At 42.8% G+C, this 18,150-nt stretch carries 17 protein-coding genes and 1 pseudogene; 7 read left to right on the top strand and 11 right to left on the bottom strand.

Annotation, left to right across the window (positions count from 1 at the left end):
* Nucleotides 1-126: 126 nt before the first annotated feature.
* Together HC026_RS07415 and cls are read right to left on the bottom strand one after the other, a co-directional pair.
* On the bottom strand, nucleotides 127-501 hold the full coding sequence (locus tag HC026_RS07415; RefSeq protein ID WP_168925358.1) for a pyridoxamine 5'-phosphate oxidase family protein: 375 nt from the start codon (nucleotides 499-501) through the stop codon (nucleotides 127-129).
* A 721-nt stretch (nucleotides 502-1,222) separates the two neighbouring features.
* Entirely contained in the window at nucleotides 1,223-2,677 is a 1,455-nt protein-coding gene (cls, locus tag HC026_RS07410; RefSeq protein ID WP_168925357.1) for a cardiolipin synthase, read from the bottom strand.
* An 89-nt stretch (nucleotides 2,678-2,766) separates the two neighbouring features.
* Here cls and HC026_RS07405 point away from each other — a divergent pair, with 89 nt between their 5' ends.
* Complete coding sequence (locus tag HC026_RS07405) at nucleotides 2,767-2,922, top strand: hypothetical protein (protein WP_168925356.1); 156 nt, start codon at nucleotides 2,767-2,769, stop codon at nucleotides 2,920-2,922.
* 181 nt (nucleotides 2,923-3,103) lie between these two features.
* Here the strand turns inward: HC026_RS07405 and HC026_RS07400 are convergent, their stop codons facing one another.
* The 3 genes from HC026_RS07400 to HC026_RS07390 all read right to left on the bottom strand — a co-directional run bounded on the left by HC026_RS07400 (nucleotide 3,104) and on the right by HC026_RS07390 (nucleotide 5,761).
* Nucleotides 3,104-4,210, bottom strand: a complete 1,107-nt coding sequence (locus HC026_RS07400; RefSeq protein ID WP_240891049.1) for a hypothetical protein — start codon at nucleotides 4,208-4,210, stop codon at nucleotides 3,104-3,106.
* Nucleotides 4,211-4,330: 120 nt separating this feature from the next.
* Nucleotides 4,331-5,179, bottom strand: coding sequence for a DNA/RNA non-specific endonuclease (locus HC026_RS07395; protein WP_168925355.1), 849 nt, complete (start codon nucleotides 5,177-5,179; stop codon nucleotides 4,331-4,333).
* Nucleotides 5,180-5,287: 108 nt separating this feature from the next.
* Nucleotides 5,288-5,761, bottom strand: a complete 474-nt coding sequence (locus HC026_RS07390) for a hypothetical protein (protein ID WP_168925354.1) — start codon at nucleotides 5,759-5,761, stop codon at nucleotides 5,288-5,290.
* A gap of 335 nt (nucleotides 5,762-6,096) precedes the next feature.
* Between HC026_RS07390 and HC026_RS07385 the strand changes: the two genes are divergently transcribed.
* The 3 genes from HC026_RS07385 to HC026_RS07375 all read left to right on the top strand — a co-directional run bounded on the left by HC026_RS07385 (nucleotide 6,097) and on the right by HC026_RS07375 (nucleotide 7,970).
* The gene (locus HC026_RS07385) at nucleotides 6,097-6,648 is read left to right on the top strand and encodes a hypothetical protein (protein ID WP_168925353.1); all 552 of its coding nucleotides are present in this window, start codon (nucleotides 6,097-6,099) and stop codon (nucleotides 6,646-6,648) included.
* Nucleotides 6,649-6,751: 103 nt separating this feature from the next.
* The gene (locus HC026_RS07380; protein WP_168925352.1) at nucleotides 6,752-7,585 is read left to right on the top strand and encodes a winged helix-turn-helix domain-containing protein; all 834 of its coding nucleotides are present in this window, start codon (nucleotides 6,752-6,754) and stop codon (nucleotides 7,583-7,585) included.
* Nucleotides 7,586-7,655: 70 nt separating this feature from the next.
* Nucleotides 7,656-7,970 (top strand): hypothetical protein, encoded by a 315-nt coding sequence (locus HC026_RS07375; protein ID WP_168925351.1) that lies wholly within the window; start codon nucleotides 7,656-7,658, stop codon nucleotides 7,968-7,970.
* A 72-nt stretch (nucleotides 7,971-8,042) separates the two neighbouring features.
* Here HC026_RS07375 and HC026_RS07370 read toward each other — a convergent pair whose 3' ends face one another.
* A complete protein-coding gene (locus tag HC026_RS07370; RefSeq protein WP_240891051.1) occupies nucleotides 8,043-8,462 on the bottom strand; it encodes a GNAT family N-acetyltransferase in 420 nt (139 codons plus the stop codon).
* Between the two features lie 595 nt (nucleotides 8,463-9,057).
* Here HC026_RS07370 and HC026_RS07365 point away from each other — a divergent pair.
* Both HC026_RS07365 and HC026_RS07360 read left to right on the top strand, forming a co-directional pair.
* A complete protein-coding gene (locus HC026_RS07365; RefSeq protein WP_168925350.1) occupies nucleotides 9,058-10,215 on the top strand; it encodes a D-alanyl-D-alanine carboxypeptidase family protein in 1,158 nt (385 codons plus the stop codon).
* 145 nt (nucleotides 10,216-10,360) lie between these two features.
* Nucleotides 10,361-11,638, top strand: coding sequence for a homoserine dehydrogenase (locus HC026_RS07360; RefSeq protein ID WP_168925349.1), 1,278 nt, complete (start codon nucleotides 10,361-10,363; stop codon nucleotides 11,636-11,638).
* A 42-nt stretch (nucleotides 11,639-11,680) separates the two neighbouring features.
* Here the strand turns inward: HC026_RS07360 and HC026_RS07355 are convergent.
* Nucleotides 11,681-13,007, bottom strand: a pseudogene (locus HC026_RS07355) (C1 family peptidase).
* Between the two features lie 54 nt (nucleotides 13,008-13,061).
* The gene (locus tag HC026_RS07350; RefSeq protein WP_168925348.1) at nucleotides 13,062-14,246 is read right to left on the bottom strand and encodes a multidrug effflux MFS transporter; all 1,185 of its coding nucleotides are present in this window, start codon (nucleotides 14,244-14,246) and stop codon (nucleotides 13,062-13,064) included.
* 207 nt (nucleotides 14,247-14,453) lie between these two features.
* Between HC026_RS07350 and lepB the strand changes: the two genes are divergently transcribed.
* Nucleotides 14,454-15,050: a signal peptidase I gene (gene lepB, locus HC026_RS07345; protein ID WP_168925347.1), complete on the top strand. Its 597-nt coding sequence runs from the start codon at nucleotides 14,454-14,456 to the stop codon at nucleotides 15,048-15,050.
* Between the two features lie 270 nt (nucleotides 15,051-15,320).
* Here the strand turns inward: lepB and HC026_RS07340 are convergent, their stop codons facing one another.
* The 3 genes from HC026_RS07340 to HC026_RS07330 form a co-directional block, all read right to left on the bottom strand.
* Nucleotides 15,321-15,512 carry a hypothetical protein gene (locus tag HC026_RS07340; RefSeq protein ID WP_168925346.1) on the bottom strand — a complete coding sequence of 64 codons (192 nt, stop codon included), beginning with the start codon at nucleotides 15,510-15,512 and terminating at the stop codon, nucleotides 15,321-15,323.
* A gap of 178 nt (nucleotides 15,513-15,690) precedes the next feature.
* A complete protein-coding gene (gene spxB / locus HC026_RS07335; RefSeq protein ID WP_168925345.1) occupies nucleotides 15,691-17,451 on the bottom strand; it encodes a pyruvate oxidase in 1,761 nt (586 codons plus the stop codon).
* Between the two features lie 194 nt (nucleotides 17,452-17,645).
* Nucleotides 17,646-18,002, bottom strand: coding sequence for an iron-sulfur cluster biosynthesis family protein (locus HC026_RS07330; protein ID WP_168925344.1), 357 nt, complete (start codon nucleotides 18,000-18,002; stop codon nucleotides 17,646-17,648).
* Nucleotides 18,003-18,150 lie beyond the last annotated feature (148 nt).

Below are 18,150 nucleotides of genomic sequence, written 5' to 3'. Positions count from 1 at the left end.
ATGAGCATATTCGCCCTCATGAAATTTGGGGCAGCGTGTTGATAAAATGGAAACTAGTCAATAACTAAACTTAAGGGCTCACACCGAAATTCAGTGTGAGCCCTTATTTATGATTTTAAAGTCCTATTAAAGCAGCTGTTTAGCTGAACTCGGAGTAATTTCTAGAACTTTACGAATAAATGGATACTTTCCTTTGACGTCATCGAATTCTTGACCTTCATCAACAAACCGAGCCGTCCCTGTTAACCGAAAACCGGTGCCTTGATAACCATCGCGTCCTTCAACTTCTCTTGCGCCGACCGTGAACAAAACCTGGTCATTTTGTGCCAAATCTTTTTCAGCATGAGTAAAGCCAGCTGCTGGAATTAGAATTCGTTCATCGTCAGTCACGGTGAGATACGAATTCCAAGTGTTTGTAATGTGTGGTTCATCTGGTGTCCAGGTAACAACGGAAACGACACCTTCGTGGTTTAAAACGTCGTGAAATTTCTCAGTTAACATGTTTATTCCTTCTTTATATTATGACTTATTCCGATAATATATCAGACTAGTAGCCATGTCAATTCGTGCCCTCTTTTATTTTGCCAAAACGTGTTCACGCAAGCAGACAACTGCATGTAAAGCCGCCCCAGCGTAAATCCCAGGCCCATGATTCTTACTTCTACTTTGCCAAAACGTGTTCACGCAAGCAGACAGCTGCATGTAAAGGGCCTTCATCACAAATCCCAGGCCCATGGATTTATGATGAAGGCCCTTTACACTCCGCTATCTAACCGCTTGCGCTCACACTCTACACAAAAAAGCCATCTCCCCAACAATCGTTATCAGGGAAACGGCTCCTGTATCTAAACCGGTCGCAAACTTCACGACCCTTTCGTACCTGTAGAAGGTTATCGACCAACAAATGGTAAATCTTGGATCTTAACCGTTGGGATTCGTACTCTTGTCGGCTCGAGGGTTTCCATCGAATACCGATTCCATCTCCTGTTATTCGATGCCTCAATTCTCATCTTAGCAGCCTAACAAGGAAACAGCCTATTACCCATTTGATTCTACTCTCAGCTCGATTGGTCTAGTATCACTAAATACCGAGCCTTTGTTGCTTCACAGCAACGATACTACTTTCAAAACTAATTGGTCTTATCTAACCTTCCAACATTATAATACCTAATTTTGTAACCGATTACAAGAAATATGACTTGTCGATTGCCTTAAAATTTCGCTATAAAATTGGGGACAATAACCGGCAAAAACTCTGCTTAAACAGCAGATATCGTGATTGATTGTTAAAGTCCTCAGCCGTCACCAAGCGACTAACTCGCTGATCTTCTTCGAACAGTTTAGCCAGTTGGGCTGCCAGCTTCTCATCGTATAAAAAGGCGTTCACCTCAAAATTCAGCTTAAAACTGCGATAATCCATATTTGCTGAACCAACAGAGGCCAAACGATCATCCACTACCATTGTCTTAGAATGCATAAATCCGCGTTCATAGTAGTAAATTTTAACGCCATCTTTCGCTAACTCATGCGCATAGTACTGAGTCGCACGGTAAACAAACGGGTGATCTGGCATTTGTGGAATCATAATTCGCACATCAACGCCTGCCATGACAGCAATTCGAATGGCATCCATCACACTATCATCTGGGATCAGATACGGGCTTTGAATCCAGACTCGCCGTTTGGCAGACTGAATTAACCGAATATAACCCATTTTAATTTGTTGCAAGTCCGAATCAGGTCCACTACTGACGATCTGCATGTTGGTATCACCCTTCACGTGAGTCAGTGGGAAATAGCGCGGCTCAATGTGACTTGTTGGTAATAACCCTTCTGAGGCCGTGGCATTCCAATCTAGGATAAATCTCCCCTGCAAACCAAAAACTGCAGAGCCCGTCACGCGTAAATGAGTATCGCGCCAATAGCCAAACTTTTTACTCCGGCTCAAGTATTGATCACCAATGTTAAAGCCACCAACGTAACCGACTTTTCCATCCAACACCACAATCTTACGGTGATCACGGAAGTTCAATCGAAAATCGGTAATGGCAGAACGAGCCAAGAATGGTTCCGCGTAACCACCGGCTTTTAGCAGTGGCCTAAAGAATGAACGAAACGCACCCAGCGAACCAAACGGGTCATAGATGACGCGAACTTCAACGCCAGCTAATGCCTTTCGGACTAACAGATCGCGAATTTCCTTGCCGATTTGATCGTTTTTGAAGGCGTAAAATTCAATATGAACACTACTTTTTGCCCGCTCAATATCTTCAATCATTTCGTGAAATAGCTGTTGCCCATCCGCAATGATTCGAACTCGATTTTTCCGAGCTAAAAAAGCATGATTGGCTGTCTGAAACATTGTGACCAATGACTTGACCGAATTAGAGACTAAATCTGCTGGTAAGTCTTCAGTACCAAGCTCCTGCCGTTGTTTAGCTAATAGTTCATCCAGTTGCAGTTGAACGTCACTTTTAACTTTAAACAGTTTATTTTTAGGCAATTGGCGACCAAGAAAGGCATAGATCAAGAAGCCAATTACTGGTAATAAAAAGAGCACCAGCAACCAAGCCCAAATCGCGACAATATCTCGTCGTTGCCTAAAGATAATGATAATTGCTAAAATAATGTTGATGAGATAAACGCCCTCACCAACCATTGTCATGGTAATCTGCATAGATTCTCCCTCTTAGCATTCTAATTGTGCTACTATGAAAAGAATTATAGCACACGCAATATTGCTAGCTTCGAGAAAGGAAGTTTCACATGTTTACTACAATTGTTCCCGCAATTTATGGTATTCACGGCCTTGGTACTATTCGAATCTTTCACTGGTTATTCCGTGAGAACCCGGTGATTGGTTATGGCTTCTTACTCGCCATTGTCCTGTATGGTATCTATCGCTATAATAACCGTCGTTAAATTCAATCTAGAGCGCGCGACACAACCCGGTAGATTCCATAATTTAAACCCCAAAATGCGTATGTCGAACTTTGTCGGCATACGCATTTTGAGGTTTAAATGACAGGAATCTGAGTTGCATTTTAGTCAAGAAACAGACGAAACTTTTATCAATATAAACGTGTGCCACAATTTCTTATCGTTAATAAACCGTCGTTGAAAGTAACACTTCCGGACTGTGATTAGTTAAAAGGTACCCATGACCGCTGCCATCGAAAGTGAGCCCTTCAGTTTCTCGCTTCGGGGACAGTTCTGACCAATTGAACGAATGATTCGTTAAAGAGCCGTGACCCTTTAGTCGTTTCGCGGGAAAACTGGCGACAGAATCATCAGCAACTAAGTAAAGTCGACCACGCTTCGGATTATAGCCCATACTTTGAACGTGTGTCCCAGGCAGATGCCGGAAAATTTGATCCGTTCTTCTAAAAATTACGTGATGTTTAGAAATTTTACCCTTATACAAATTGACGCCGTTACCAGGGTTGCTCCAAAAATAGGCATTGCCGTACTTATCAAAGGCTAAAACGTTACCACCATGAATAAAGCCATGTGACACTAGGTGGAAACTAATTGCCCGATCTGGCTTCAATGTCTTAGTGCTAATATGCTCGATATAGCCACTAGTGGATGCAGGCGCACCTGACTTAGTCTTGTCATCCCGCCACATATATAACGCATGACTCTTTAAATTATAAGCCAGCGACTGCCCATGACCTGTATCAAAAATACCACCAGCTTTAATAGCTCGCTGAATGTCTTTTTGTTTAGCCGAATATTTACCGTTATGTTTGACGTAAACTGACTGCAGTAATTTAGGGTCCTTCGTCACCCCTATTTGACTGAGCCGCTTCATATCATAGCGAACGATTCGACCCTTATTTCGGGCGTTCTTTGGGCAATAAACAATATACATATAACCACTCTTAGAAACCGCGATAGATTGCGGATTACCCCAGTGTTGGTGGCCCTTACCTGGGTCTGGAAGCAAAAAGCGGGTCTTGAAAGTGACCTTGTTACCATGAATCGCCTTTATCTTATTGCTATCATGAGACTTACGCATATGGGTATATCTTCTTGGTACTTTGACGTATTTAACTTTTGAATTATTAAGTCCTCGTAGACTGGATGGATGATTGATCAACGCAGTAGAGCGTTGATGGTATACCTTAACCGAGGCGTTTGCGACAAGAGATTGTCCCAAAATCATGCACACCACAAAACTCATCACCCCTAAAATTAACCTTTTCACGTTGTTCCCCCCAAAAATTAAGACACTTTTAAAAACATACGTATCTATAATAAGACAAAAGGGGTTCTTTGCTCAATAAAATCTTAAAACTTTTTTAATTATTTTGTGAAAAAAACCACTCTAATTAGCATGCGTGACCACTGAGCGTCCAGTTGAATAGTCAATCTTAGCTCCGGGCTGAACGTTAAAAATGTAGATATTAAATCTAATGGCATTGTTGCCTATCGATTGCGCCTGCATTTGAACGCCTCTTGCCAGCAGTTCATTACCGCGGAACACGGGCGTAACCCGATACCTCACGTAATTTGTCGGGCTTAGCTTCAGGTAGGTAGCAACTTCGGTTTCATAGTCTTCCATTCCAGGTGAATTCAGGGATCGTGTCCCGGTCATCAAATTCTTAGGGTTATTGTTCTGCCCGGTAAACTGATAACCAATCAAGTGGCTTCGATTATAAAGCCAGTCTGTCTTCCCCTGATAAGTAAACCGTTTATTATGCCAGCCAGTGGGGTCCACATATAACGGCTCACGCTGAGAACGAGGCATCAACGACTTTGCTAATAACGCATCAGCTCCAGTGACCCGGTTGTACTGATCTAAATTATGATAGACCTGCCACGGTCCTTTAGCCGTGCTTAAGTCAGCTTTGGTAAACGTCGGCACGCCATGATTAACTTTGACGACCTGTTGTCCCTGATAAGTTAATTCTGCTAATTGCGTTGTGCTATTTGCCTGAGTTTGCCCATCAGCGTGAGGTTTGGTATCTGGACGATTATTCTCATTCCCCTTAAAGGATTGAATCACTGAACTCGCTTTTTTCTGTAGCGTTGTGGAACTGCTGTCAGAACCAACGGAATCCGAATTGGAACGATTCCCAGTTCCCGTGGCTGAAATCCCCGCGATGATCGCCACAGCGATGACTAGCCAAGTAAAAAATGAATCATTCCTGCGTGTTCGTCGCCGTCTTGGCATCTTATTTCCCCCTCAATATCTAATGATTATAGTTTATCATTGAACGTATGTTCGTTCCAGCCCCCAAAAAAGCTCATCGCATCATTGATCGATACGATGAGCGTTAAGTTAGTCACTCACTTTTTTAGCATTAAAGTACTCTTGCTCTGCTTTATGGCGCAATTCAACAGCTTCATCAAAGGAACGGGTGGCTTGGTTTAAAACGTACCTTCCATGATACATTAATCGGGCAATATAAGTGCCTGATTTCTTATCAAATGACACGCCAATAACGCCCGTCCGATTACGCTTAGACTTAATCAATGATGAATAGCCAATGCCATTTTTATTTACGAGTGCGCCCCCTTGCGCATTGATGAAACTCTCGTTATGACGGGCATTTTTTCGGGAAACTTCACGTCTTAGGCATCCGCAGCTACGAGTGATTCCCTTTCGCAGTGCATAGCCTTCAACAACTACCCGATTACCGCAATCACAAAGACATTGCCAGCAAACATTTCCATTCCGCGCGACTATTTTTGCCCGCTTTTCTACTTTAAGCCGGCCAAATCGCTGATCTGTTAAATCAATACAATGACTCATTAAAGATCCTTCCCTTCATTTCAAATAAATTCCCCATAACGATTGCCAAATAATTAACGTGATTAACCATATTATCACGCTTACGAATGTTATCCCCATTCCATGCCCACATTATACAATATGTAATTTAAGTTATGTTTCTCAGTTTTTGCTAATTTTTTTAAAAAAATGGGAAACTTTGCCTGTGTTATATCCTTGAATATTTGTTAACGGGGTTTTAGGATCCGGTGGTATCGTCTTATTTTCTTTGGAAATTCTTAACTCTGCCTCAAATACTTGCGTTACCACTCCTTCCACTGCTATACTCGATTCACATAATAATGAGGTGATTAGTAATGAAAACATCCCGAACAAAGGTCATGTTACTGAGTCTCGTCGCAGTTTTAGCCATCTTTTTAACCGCGTGCGGCAGTAAATCTTCTAATAATAAATCCAACGAGCAAGCTAGTTTTAAAAACGAACCCGCAACTACCAAGCACACAGACGTCAAGTCAACCATTTTATCAGGGGACGGATTCTGGTACTTGGCAGGAAAGATCAATCACAAGAGCAATTCTGGTCTTGAAGCAATCGCGTTTGATAAAAGTTCTGGTAAGGCAACCATGTACAATGTCGATAAATTTTACAAATCATATAGTGCAGCTAAAAACGCCAAGGCTTTGAACAAGGAAGGTACTGTAAAGTACACTTTCACCACAAACAAACAAAACCAAACCCTAATTAAGCTTTCTGGTAAGTTGTCGGGTATTGATATGACTCAAACCGTCACGATCAAAGACACAACCAAGGGAACTAATAAGGCGACTAAGTTGCACCTTAGCGGCTATCACGCTACTCGTGATGTCGATATGGATAAAACTAACGTCGTCTTTGTTGAAACAAACTAGCTTCAGGATCTTATAACACAAAACCCGTATGATAGCAGTCTACTCGCTATCCCACGGGTTTTTTCGTATAATCAATTTAAAGTAAATTCAAGGAGGCTGGACCATGGGACACACCAACGCTTATCCGTACCAAGAAGTATTTGAAGCTTACCTTCATCGACAAGAACTAGCCCAGCCTACCATTGTCGAATATCGTTCTGTTCTCACTGACTTATTTAGCTTTCTCAGCAATTTTAACGTAGGATATCAAGCTGACCATCGTGTCGCTACACTGCTGGATCGTGATGTCGAGCAGTACCTAGCAATGCTGGTCAACCAACGCCAAGTAACCAACGGCACTTACAATAAGATGCTGTCACACATCAACATCTACTTTAAGTACCTCTTTACTCACGACCTGATTACCCACTACCCAACACTGACACTAAAAGGTAAATCACACGATGATTTAAAAGCGCCCACTACTAAATGGCTGCATCTCATGCCAAGTATTTTGGCTAATCAGCAACTGGCAGTTTATACTCGCCTGACACTGCTGCTGTCTAGCCACTTTTACACTATCTCGGAGTTTTTGACACCAGGCTTTAATCAGCAATTGGACATCCAGAACTTCAAAACTCACGAGCAGGCTTTTTGGCAGGAATATCAACGGTTCATTGAACCTTTACAAGAACGTCAGCACAGTCGGGACCTCTTTTTAAAACAGCGCCTTGATGGTGACCCTCACCTAACAGCTGCCGGACTGCACAAGTATTTGAAACCTGATGAAAAATTATTAGGGTTCTCTTTAACGCCAACTCGCCTTTACCAAAGTGCAATTCTGGACTTCCTACTACAACACCCTCGCCTAACTGATCAACAGCTCAGCGAAAAGCTTCGCCTTGACCCGCAATCACTTAATTATTATCGCCAACTGGCCATGCAGTACCGCGGCTAAATTTTTCAGTGTTACTCACTGCAATTCGATACACTTTACGGTATGATAAGGAGAAAGGAGTGTGGTTTTTATGGCAAAGAAAACGGTTACTGTTGATTTCGCAAAACTCGCCAACCAGCGGGCCGAATTTGTAAAGGAAAATCCTTGGCTAATTCCGGCTGGGTTAGCAATTCAAATGATTCCGTTAGCACTGTTGATTCATGGTCATGTAAAAACTAACATCTATAAGAAGAAGCTCCAAATCGAACGCGAAAAAACCAAGCAGTTAGAACTACAGCTTCAAAGTGGTCATCCGCATGGTCGTGGTCACGGCCATCATCGTCACCATTATCAACATGACGGTGGTTACCGCAACTTTGAACCGGCAGCTCCCAAGCAACTGTAACGTTAATCAAAAACCAAAATAGCGGTTGGTTCCCAATGAGGAATCAACCGCTATCTCTATTTTTGATTACTTTTAGTTTAATGTATCAACTAGCGTGTAATTCGCTGGCACGGCAAACCTATCTTCTCGCTTAATAGCAAACCCTTCGTGGGCATAAAACTTCAAGGCCTCTTCATTCCTAATCACACACTTTAACGTTAAGGTCCCCACAGCTTCTTGCCGCATTGCCTCAATCAACGCATGACCAACACCTTGATGTTGAAATGCGGGCGCCACGAACAGCAGGTGGATGAAATCCATGACTCGCATCAGGCTAGCGAAGCCTGCGATTTGACCATCAATTTCAGCTACAAGTACCCTCTCACCACGCGAATCGCGATCAAAGTCGGCAATGTCTGGTTTAGCCACCCATGGAAAATCCAGTTGTCGGTCACGCAAATAAATTGTTGCCACCGCTTGCCGGTCTCCTGACTTCATCGGTCTTACTTTCACTTAAGAATCTGCCCCCTCATATTTCATAGAGAAAATTATAGCATTAATTTGTATAGAAGACAGTATTAAGGAAATCAGGTTACATTATATATTATAAATGGCTAAAATAAATTTATACTTATAATCAATAATTATGGTGTCTATTTAAGACAAAATTCGCTCCAAAATAGTTGAAAATCAACTTATTTGGGATTATAGTTACTGCATACCAAATAACCTAATAACCAATCTATATTCTATTTACCGCTTTATTTACGGTTTACTAGAATATTCCCAGAAGCGACCGCCCAATGACGGTCGTTTTTTGTGAGTATTCTGATTAATAATTTTTAATTTATAATAATGATACGAAATAAATATTTCAGGTCGGATAATCGACTATAACTGTCTCAGCCACAATTTAACTCTTTCTTTGACTCTTTCCAGGGTCATTTTCTGCTATACTAATCTCAGTTTTGTGTATGGAGGTGTAACTGTAATCTTAAATACTTATAAAAAAAGGCGTGCTTCAAATTTCCTGATCACACTTATTTGTGCGCTATTGGTATTTGCACCAGCTAACCCAGCTTTTGCAAAAAGTAAAAAAGACACCCGAATGTCCAACTATACGAAGGTCAAATCGGCTTATGTGATGGACGCTAAGAGTGGCCAAACACTATATGAAAATCATGCAGATAAGCAGTTGCCCATTGCCAGCCTATCTAAGATGATGACGCTGTACTTAACTACTCAAGCTATCAAACATCACCAGCTCAACTGGAACGATAAAGTCCCAGTAGATAAACAACTGATTAAAATGAGTAAAAGCTATGCCCTAGGGTCATTTAAAATTAAGCGTTCTAACCAGTATACTGTCAAGGACCTTTATCGCGCTGCGTTAATCGCTTCATCTAATTCAGCTGCCATTGCCCTAGGTAAAGTGGTAGCCCATGGTGATAACGCCAAATTTATTGCCATGATGAATAATCAGGCCAAGGATTGGGGAATTGATGCGAATTTTGTCAGCAGTTCCGGGCTAGATAACACTGATCTCAAACACTACGGCTACCAACTGTCAGGGACCCCTGACAAAGCACAAAATATGGTCAGCGCAAAGGCGATTAGTATAGTTGCTCAACATCTGATCAAGGCATATCCGCAGATTAATCAATGGAGTAATAAAGCCACGTATAAGTTGGCTAATCAAACCCTGGTTAACACCAACTCTCTATTGAAGCCTGGTTATTACTACCGGGCAAGTAATCACTTAACAGGCCTGAAAACCGGTTATACCGAAAGCGCTGGCCTGTGTTTAACAGTCACTTACTGGCGCAACGGCCGCGAGCTCATTGCAACGATCATTGGTGGCCAGAGTACTTTCTCTGCAATGAATGGTTTAATTACGCATCTAGATAAAACGGTACGCAGCAAATCGGTCACTGAATCACCGAAAACCTATCATTTGGAAGGACGCAAAGTTACGGTGAACCCCGCTGAGAAACAGACCCGAGTATGGTACCGCATGGGTCAGGATCCGTCTAAAATTACTGTGTCAAATCAATTAATTGTCAACCAACTCCCCGTTAAAAAGGGCGCTGCAGTGACCACAACCAGTTTTAATCACACAGGGTTGCCAAGTACCACGAACCAGAATGGTACGGCAGCAACAGCCGTCTCTAAACCAATAACAAGCAACCAGGGCAATACCAGTGGTACTAACTGGTTTAGCCGACTATTTGCCGGTATTGGTAAGGCTTTTTCACAAATTTTCTAATCAAGTACGCCACTTACTCACCTATGGTTATTGACCTGGGTGAGTTTTTGCGCTTTTTCATGAGAATTTATCTTTAATTTTCACAAACTTCTCATATTATTTGCTATACTGGCAAGTATAGAATTGGACGAGGAGAGGCAAACACATGGATGAAATTAAAATTGGGCTGGTTGGCCTGGGAACTGTCGGCAGCAGTGTCCTTAAAATGGTGACTGAAAATTCCGATAAGGTACAAAATATTACCGGTCGAAATCTCAGCATTAAAACCGTTGTGGTAAAAAACGTTGCTAAACACCAAAACGAAGTACCTGCCGGTGTCACCGTGACTGACGACATTGACAAGATTATCAACGATCCGGAAATCAAAATTGTGGTGGAAGTCATGGGTGGCGTTCATCCGGCCAAGGAAGTTATCACGGCATTATTGAACGCCAAGAAACACGTGGTGACGGCTAATAAGGATTTAATCGCCTCAGCTGGAGAAGACCTAGCCACGATTGCCAAACAAAATCACTGTGATCTGATGTACGAAGCAAGCGTTGCTGGGGGGATCCCAATTTTAAGAACAATTGTGACCAGTTTCGCCGCGGACTACATTACGGAAGTTAAGGGTATCGTAAACGGTACGACGAACTTCATTTTGACTCAAATGCAACGGAACCACTGGTCTTACGATCAAGCGTTGATGAAGGCTCAGGAACTGGGCTTCGCGGAATCTGACCCGACCAACGATGTAGAAGGCATCGATGCTGCCTACAAGATGGTGATCTTAAGCCAATTTTCTTATGGGACCCATATTAAGTTATCCAATATGTCCGTTGAAGGTATTTCGACTATTCAACAAGAGGACGTTCAGCAAGCAGACGCTTTTGGTTACACGATCAAGCTGCTGGGAATTTCGCGCCGAATCGATGATGGCGTCTTTACCGAAGTCGGGCCAGTATTGGTACCACAAGATCATCCGCTAGCAACCATCAATAACGAAAACAACGCCGTCATGGTCACTGGTGAAGCCGTTGGTGAGACCCTCTTTTACGGCCCTGGTGCTGGTGGTCTACCAACTGCCAATAGCGTGTTAAGTGACATTGTTTCAGTCACTAAAAACATCGTCTTGGGGACCACCGGTAACGGCTTCAATAATTATCAAAGTAAGGTTGGCAAGGTTGACCCCAACAACGTGATTTATCCCTACTACTTATCGCTTAAAATGCTGGATGCTCCTGGTCAGATGCTGCAATTTACCCAAATCATGACTCAGATTGGCGCCAGTTTTAGTCAAATCGTTCAAACTAAAAATGATGATCAAACAGCACGAGTTGTCATTATTACTCATGAAATGTCAAAAAAACAGCTAAATGATTTAAAATCCCACTTAAGCAAAATCAATACCATGTCACTATTAGCAGCTTATAAAGTTTTATAACAAATCAAAAGGAGTTCTCGCCCTCGAGAACTCCTTTTTGTGTTACATCAGTGGATCCCATGGTGCCAATTCTACTGGTTGATGAGTCAAAATCGATTGCTGCTCATCCGTTAAGTACTTTTTGTGCACCACGACTTGATAGACAAACTGATCCATCCAGTCATCCGTCATCACGAAATAACCTTTTTCGCCATTTTTCTCACCCCAGGAATTCTCGACCTTCCAGCGGTTAGGCTGGCCATCAACGAGGTTAACCCCGGTCAAGGTCATGGCGTGGGTCACTTCAGCTTCGTGATAGGCAAACCGCTGTGCTTTGCTCATAGACAAATCAATGCCAAAGAGTTCTGCCCGCCGATATAATTTTGCATCCAAGAAGCCTTGTTCCCGACTCATTTGTTGCAGAACATCGTTACCGAACCAGACCGTTTCGCCATCCTGTAGCTGAGCGATTGCCGCCTGCTTTAAAACTGACATGTCCATATTTAAGAACTGGATCTGCTTACCACCTGCGATGTTTTCCTGACTAGCTAAGCGATAAAGTTCATTTAACGGCTTATCTGGCGAATTGGTGACGACCACATAATCCTCCAAATCAACGTCAAAATCCTGCTTGAAAAAGGCGATTGGCGTCAATTTGGCTTGTCGATGCAACTTCTTGTCACTATCACGGTACTCTAAATCGAAGGTTGCGGGTGGTTCGCCAAAGGAATAGGCGGCCATGCGATATACTTCACCCACCATTTGTCGCCGCTTTTCGTCTAACTGATCTGTGCTGGCACCGCCATGAACCAGGTTACGTAAAATCATGGCATCCCGTTTCATTTTAAGCGCCAAAGTCGACGCAAAGGCATTAGTATGGTCGGTATTATAAGTTTCTGGCATAGCATAAGCCGGCATCACGCCGTATTTTTCGACTAACGCCGCAGCCATAGGCCAATGGCCGCCATCCCCGCCCGCCATCTTCAGATAAAATGCGACTTCACGGTCATTGGGATCTTTATCAGCAGTTGCTAAAATCTGCTGGTAAAACATATTCGCCCGCTCAACTCTGTCCCAAAAACAAATAATTTTGCGACAGTTCAAAGTTCTTAACATGATGGGTTTGTTCGAACTTGTGCCGAAGGGTATTCAATAGTGAAAATTCCCAACAGCGGCCACTTTGTTTCTGATTGGTGACAGTGCCCGTTTCTAATTCGACTGAGAACTCCCGGTGAAGCCGCACCTTTGCTTGCGGATCAGTTGCCGCAGCGTCGATTCCGTTAGTCATCACGGCACGACTAATGACTGCCGCGTCTGGACGCTGAATTAATTCTTCATGATAGTGTTTAAAATCAGCTGTGGTCAGCTGTGATGGATTTGATTTAATCATAAATTCGTTCCTCCTAATTAAACCTGGTTACTCTAAATGGTTTTATTGTAATGCTTATTGCTTAACGAGCATTCGTTCCTTATAAGAAAGCCCTAACGCTCCTAAAATATAAATGAGTATCAGCCCAGCCATTGGCGCATAACTGGCAGTACCAAATAGACCGACTAATGGTGAAGAAATCCCGCCAAATGCGTTTTGCGACAACCCCACCAAGGCAGAGGCACTCCCTGCATTTTGCGGTGTCTGATTCATAATAATGGAAGTGGTTAGCGTCAATAGCATTCCAATAAATAACACTAAGAACCACAATAAGACTGCCACTAAAATCAATGGGAAATGTAACCACGAGCCCGCCAGCAAGATCAGACTATCTAATAGGACGATCATCATACCAATCTTCATTTGCCGAACTTCGGAAAGGTGATTGACTCGACTTGGTAACCCACTCCCAATAACGATTCCCAGTCCGTTCATGGCATAAATCAGACTGAAAGTTTGGGCGGAAAGATGAAATAGCTGCTGGTAAATGAAAGTCGAAGCTGAAATGTAACTGAATAAACAGCCGTAAACTAATCCGGTAATCACAACATTGCGCATAAAACCTGGCATTTTAACTAAGTGACCAAAGGATTTAAATGTGGCAAAGAGTGGCCCGGTTAAACGATTTTTTTGTGCTAAGGTTTCAGGAATGCCGACCACGATGAGGCCAGAAAGTACTAGTCCAATTGCACCTAGGAGAATAAAAATCGCTTGCCAGGGTACAAACTGAATCATAAATCCACCGATAATCGGCGCAATGATTGGGAACACACCGTTGACCGCATTTAAGATGGCATAAAAGTTAGTTAAAGGATGGCCACTAAATAAATCCCGGGCCACTGCTCGGGAAAGCACCTGCCCGCTGGCACCAGCTAACCCTTGAATAAACCGCATGATGATCAGCATGGTGATTGAATGAGTCATCGCAATTAAAAAGGAAGCCAGAGAGAACACCAGAAAACCAGCTAATAGTGGTTTCTTTCGGCCGTAATGATCGCTTAAGGGTCCCGCAATCAGCTGACCGAACGCCAATCCTAATAAACAGGCGGTCAAGCTAAGCTGAATCAACGAGGTGGGGGTATGAAATTGCCGCATCATTTGCGGTAATGCAGGTAAATATAAATCAATGGACAACGGCCCCGTTGCACTTAATGTGCCAAGTATTAAAACGAATCGGAGTCGGTGACGGTTTTCAGACATGTTATCAGTTCATCCCTTCTATGTATCATCATACCTACAATGATACGGAATTATGCCAGAATATACTAGTGAAACCAGCAATAAGCTGGTTAACATTACAGTCACTCAATCTAACTATGATGACTTTTGAAAGAAAAAGAGTAATATAAAGTGTGTTTACAACTCAGCAGAACTTGCACAGCAGGCTCTGGAAGGGATTATTAGTTAATGAAATTTATTAGAGAAATCATTATTCCAGTCGTTATAGGTATCCTCTTGGCAGTCGGCTTAAAAATGTTCGTATTATCACCTGTTCGCGTTGATGGTCCATCCATGGAGCCCAATCTAACCAACAATGAACGGGTCTGGATGTTCAAACAGGCTAAAATTAAGCACTTGAGTGTCATTGTGTTCGATGCACATGGGGCTGATCCAGAAGCCACTGCCGGCACTGACTATGTTAAGCGGGTCATTGGTCTACCCGGTGACACCGTCTCATTCGTTAATGACAAACTTTATGTGAATGATAAAGTTGTTAATCAAAGCTTCATTAGCAATAGTGAAGCCACTACTGGTACTGGCAGCCATAACTGGACGCTACAAACCCTTGCAAAACAGCACAAACTTTCTGGCTGGGGTAGTAAGCGTGTGACAGTTGTTCCTAAGGGTGAATACTTCGTCTTGGGTGACCACCGTAGCGTTTCAAATGACAGTAGATACTGGGGCTTCGTCAAAAAAAGTAAGATTGCTGGCGTCGTTAAAGTACCAATCTGGGCGGGAACGAAGACCCAGCGAGCAAATGTCAACAGTCTGGGCTATGAATAGTCAAAAGAAAAGGCTGTTCCACAACTCAGTAGATTCCAGAATATAACGCCAAAATGACGTCATTCCGATGGCTTTATTATCGGGATGGCGTTATATGGCCGGAATCTAAATTGTGGAACAGGTTAAAGGCTATATTCAAGTAATGAAGAATTAAAACAAATTTTAGGATGTGTGTGTATCAAAAAATTGAATTAAATCCTTGTCGATACAGACTTATGTCACATATCCTGCCTTTGCGTAACAGTGTAGAAACTACCAAGCTGCATCGCGCTATGAATTTCGTTGTCGTTCTTTCTTAAGTTGATTCGACACCTTTTGGGCCTGATGCCGTTGCCGAGACATGTCGTTTTGTTTACTCCTGATATATGCCGTGAAAAACTCACCATAGTCAAGTTCATGATCACTATTGGTGCCCCCAAGTGCATACCGGTTAGATTGTTTTCTTTCGAACCATTTCGCCATTGCATTTCCCTCCTCCAAGATCACTATACCCGTATAATACCAGATTTCATCAATCTTGCGGGTATTACGGCAAATTTGTAACAACGGAACTTGAAAATTATTTTCTCCAGCAAGATGATACAAAAATAGCGGATTACACTTATTTCAGTGTAATCCGCCATTTTTGATGCTTTAAAAACTATTTTTCGTCACCCTGAGCACGAAGCAATTCGCCCAATGATGGCTGCGTCTTTGGATCAATGTGGTACTTCTCTGAGTATGCCTTAACAGTATCCGCGCCGTAGAGTTTTTCGTCTAATGGCATAAAGGCCGTGGCGATTGGGTCATCAGGATTGATGTAAGCATTGATAACGATTGGCTTCTTGTTACCCTTGGCTTGCAGATCCTTGACCTTAGCGAAGACTTCGTCCAGATCAGCTTTGTTCTTAACGGTGAAGCCGATTCCGCCAAGTCCTTCAGCAACCTTTGCCCAATCAGCATCGGTTAAATCAACACCATAGAAATGCTGCTTGGATTCAGCCTGTTCATAATAGATAAAGCCAAATCGGCTGTTGGAGAAGACGACGTTGATGACTGGTAATTCGTAGCGGGCTTCAGTGATAATATCGGGTGCGACCATGGCAAAACCACCATCACCTGATAATGACCAAGCCTGAGCATCAGGAACACTGAGAGCTCCGGCCATACCACCTGGTAAACCAAAGCCCATGGTGGCAAATAAACCGGAAATAGCAAACCGCTGATTCTTATTCATTGGTAAGCCACGAACGCCCCATTCAGAAACATTCCCGGTATCAACAGCGTAAGTATCATTAGAACCTGCTAATTCGGCGATCTTCTTGGTGACGGCTTCTGGGTTCAAGCCCCGGCTGTCGTCTTCGGCCTGTTCATCCAGCCACTTATCCCAGTTAGCCTTGTTTTCTTGGTTAGCTTTTAGCCAAGTATCAGCTGGACGGGTTTCACCAGTAGCAATCATATCGTTCAAGTAAGCCTTAGCATCCGCAATGATGGCGTAATCGACATCAACTGTCTTACCAATATCAAAAGCATTGGTGTTCACTTGGATAATTTTAACGTCCTTTGGCCAGAACTGTGCAAATGGGAATTCGGAAGCCAAGAACAGGATCAAGTCAGTATGCTGCAAGGCTTCAAACCCTGATTTAGCGCCTAAACGACCAAACGTCCCAATAAAGTTCGGGTGATCAGTGGAAATGACTCCGGTAGCTGGTACGGTGTTCATCACTGGAATGTTGAACTGTTCTGAGAACTTCGTTAATTCGTCACGGGCACCTAATAAGCCGCGGCCAGCATAAATTAATGGGTGCTTAGCTTCTTTGATCATCTTAATGCTGTCTTGGATCGCCTTTGGATCAACGGTTTGACTGTAGTTATTAGCTACAACTTTTGGTGTCTTAGCTGGTTCGTAATCGATTTCTTTGGTGGTTAAGTCTTCCGGCAAGATCACTACAGCAACCCCACTTTGACGGTAGGCTTCGCGAATCGCTTCATTGATGACGTATGGCACCTGTTCCGCCGTTGTCACTGTCCGGTTGTAAACCGAAACGTCCTCAAACATTGGCGTCTCATCCATTTCCTGGAAGAAATTGGTGTTCATCGTTGGCTGTGGCACTTGACCCACAATGGCCAGCACTGGTACGTGGTCCATTTTGGCATCGTACAAGCCATTAAATAGGTGAGTGGCACCAGGACCAGCAGAACCAAAAGCTACCCCAATTTTACCGGTAAATTTAGCGTCTGCTGAAGCGGCAATTGCACCCACTTCTTCATGACGAACCTGGATGTATTTAATTTTATCTTGTTCTAGGTATAGACCTTCAACGGTATGGTTAATGGAACCGCCTGGAATCCCATAAATATGGTCAACGTCCCAATCTTCCAATACCTTAACTAATGCTTGTCCTGCCATCATTTTTGTCATCTGAATCGCACTCCTCCATCAGTTTCTATTTAGAACTATTCATTCCTAAATTGTTCAACACGTAAAAGTATAGGGCGACATTTTTTAAAAGTCACGTAGTTTGCTTACTTTTTGTAAGTTATTTTCTTCACAACCATTTTTCTCCCTTAGAATAACAAAAAAACGGCAACCATCTTAGTCACCGCCTGTAAATTCTATTGTCTTTCATCCACAATTTCAACGTTTTGATCAATGACTTCGCTGTCATCCGCCAAGATCAGCGTCTGATACTTCGGCTGCAGCTTTAAAGTCATCTGCTCGCTTAAAAACCGATCGGAATAACTTTTGACGTACATCGGTTGCAGATTCGTGTCGATTTCTTCATCATAGTCCTTGAATGGTTGACTATCATTAATCAGTACTAACTGAAATGAAACTTGCAGAGCTACCAAACCATGGTGAGAATAAGGACCAACACCGTCATCATAGCTTAGTAAAATTCGGGTGTCATCTTTCAAATGCGGTTTAATTTTCGCAATCGCTTCTGGTGATAAGGTTAACTGGCGTGTCATATTCATCGCTTCTTTCCGATATTTTTGGCTTCATTATGAAAGTTGTTAACGCAAAATACAATTATTCTGTTCCTGATTGATTGTTTTGTGAATGTAACCGTTTTATTATCACTTGTGAATTTATGGTAGAATGGTCTTAATTCACCAA

The organism is Secundilactobacillus angelensis, assembly GCF_012641075.1.
Taxonomy (GTDB): domain Bacteria; phylum Bacillota; class Bacilli; order Lactobacillales; family Lactobacillaceae; genus Secundilactobacillus; species Secundilactobacillus angelensis.
Note: the sequence above shows the minus strand (reverse complement) of the source record. Positions and strands in the feature narration are given on the sequence as shown.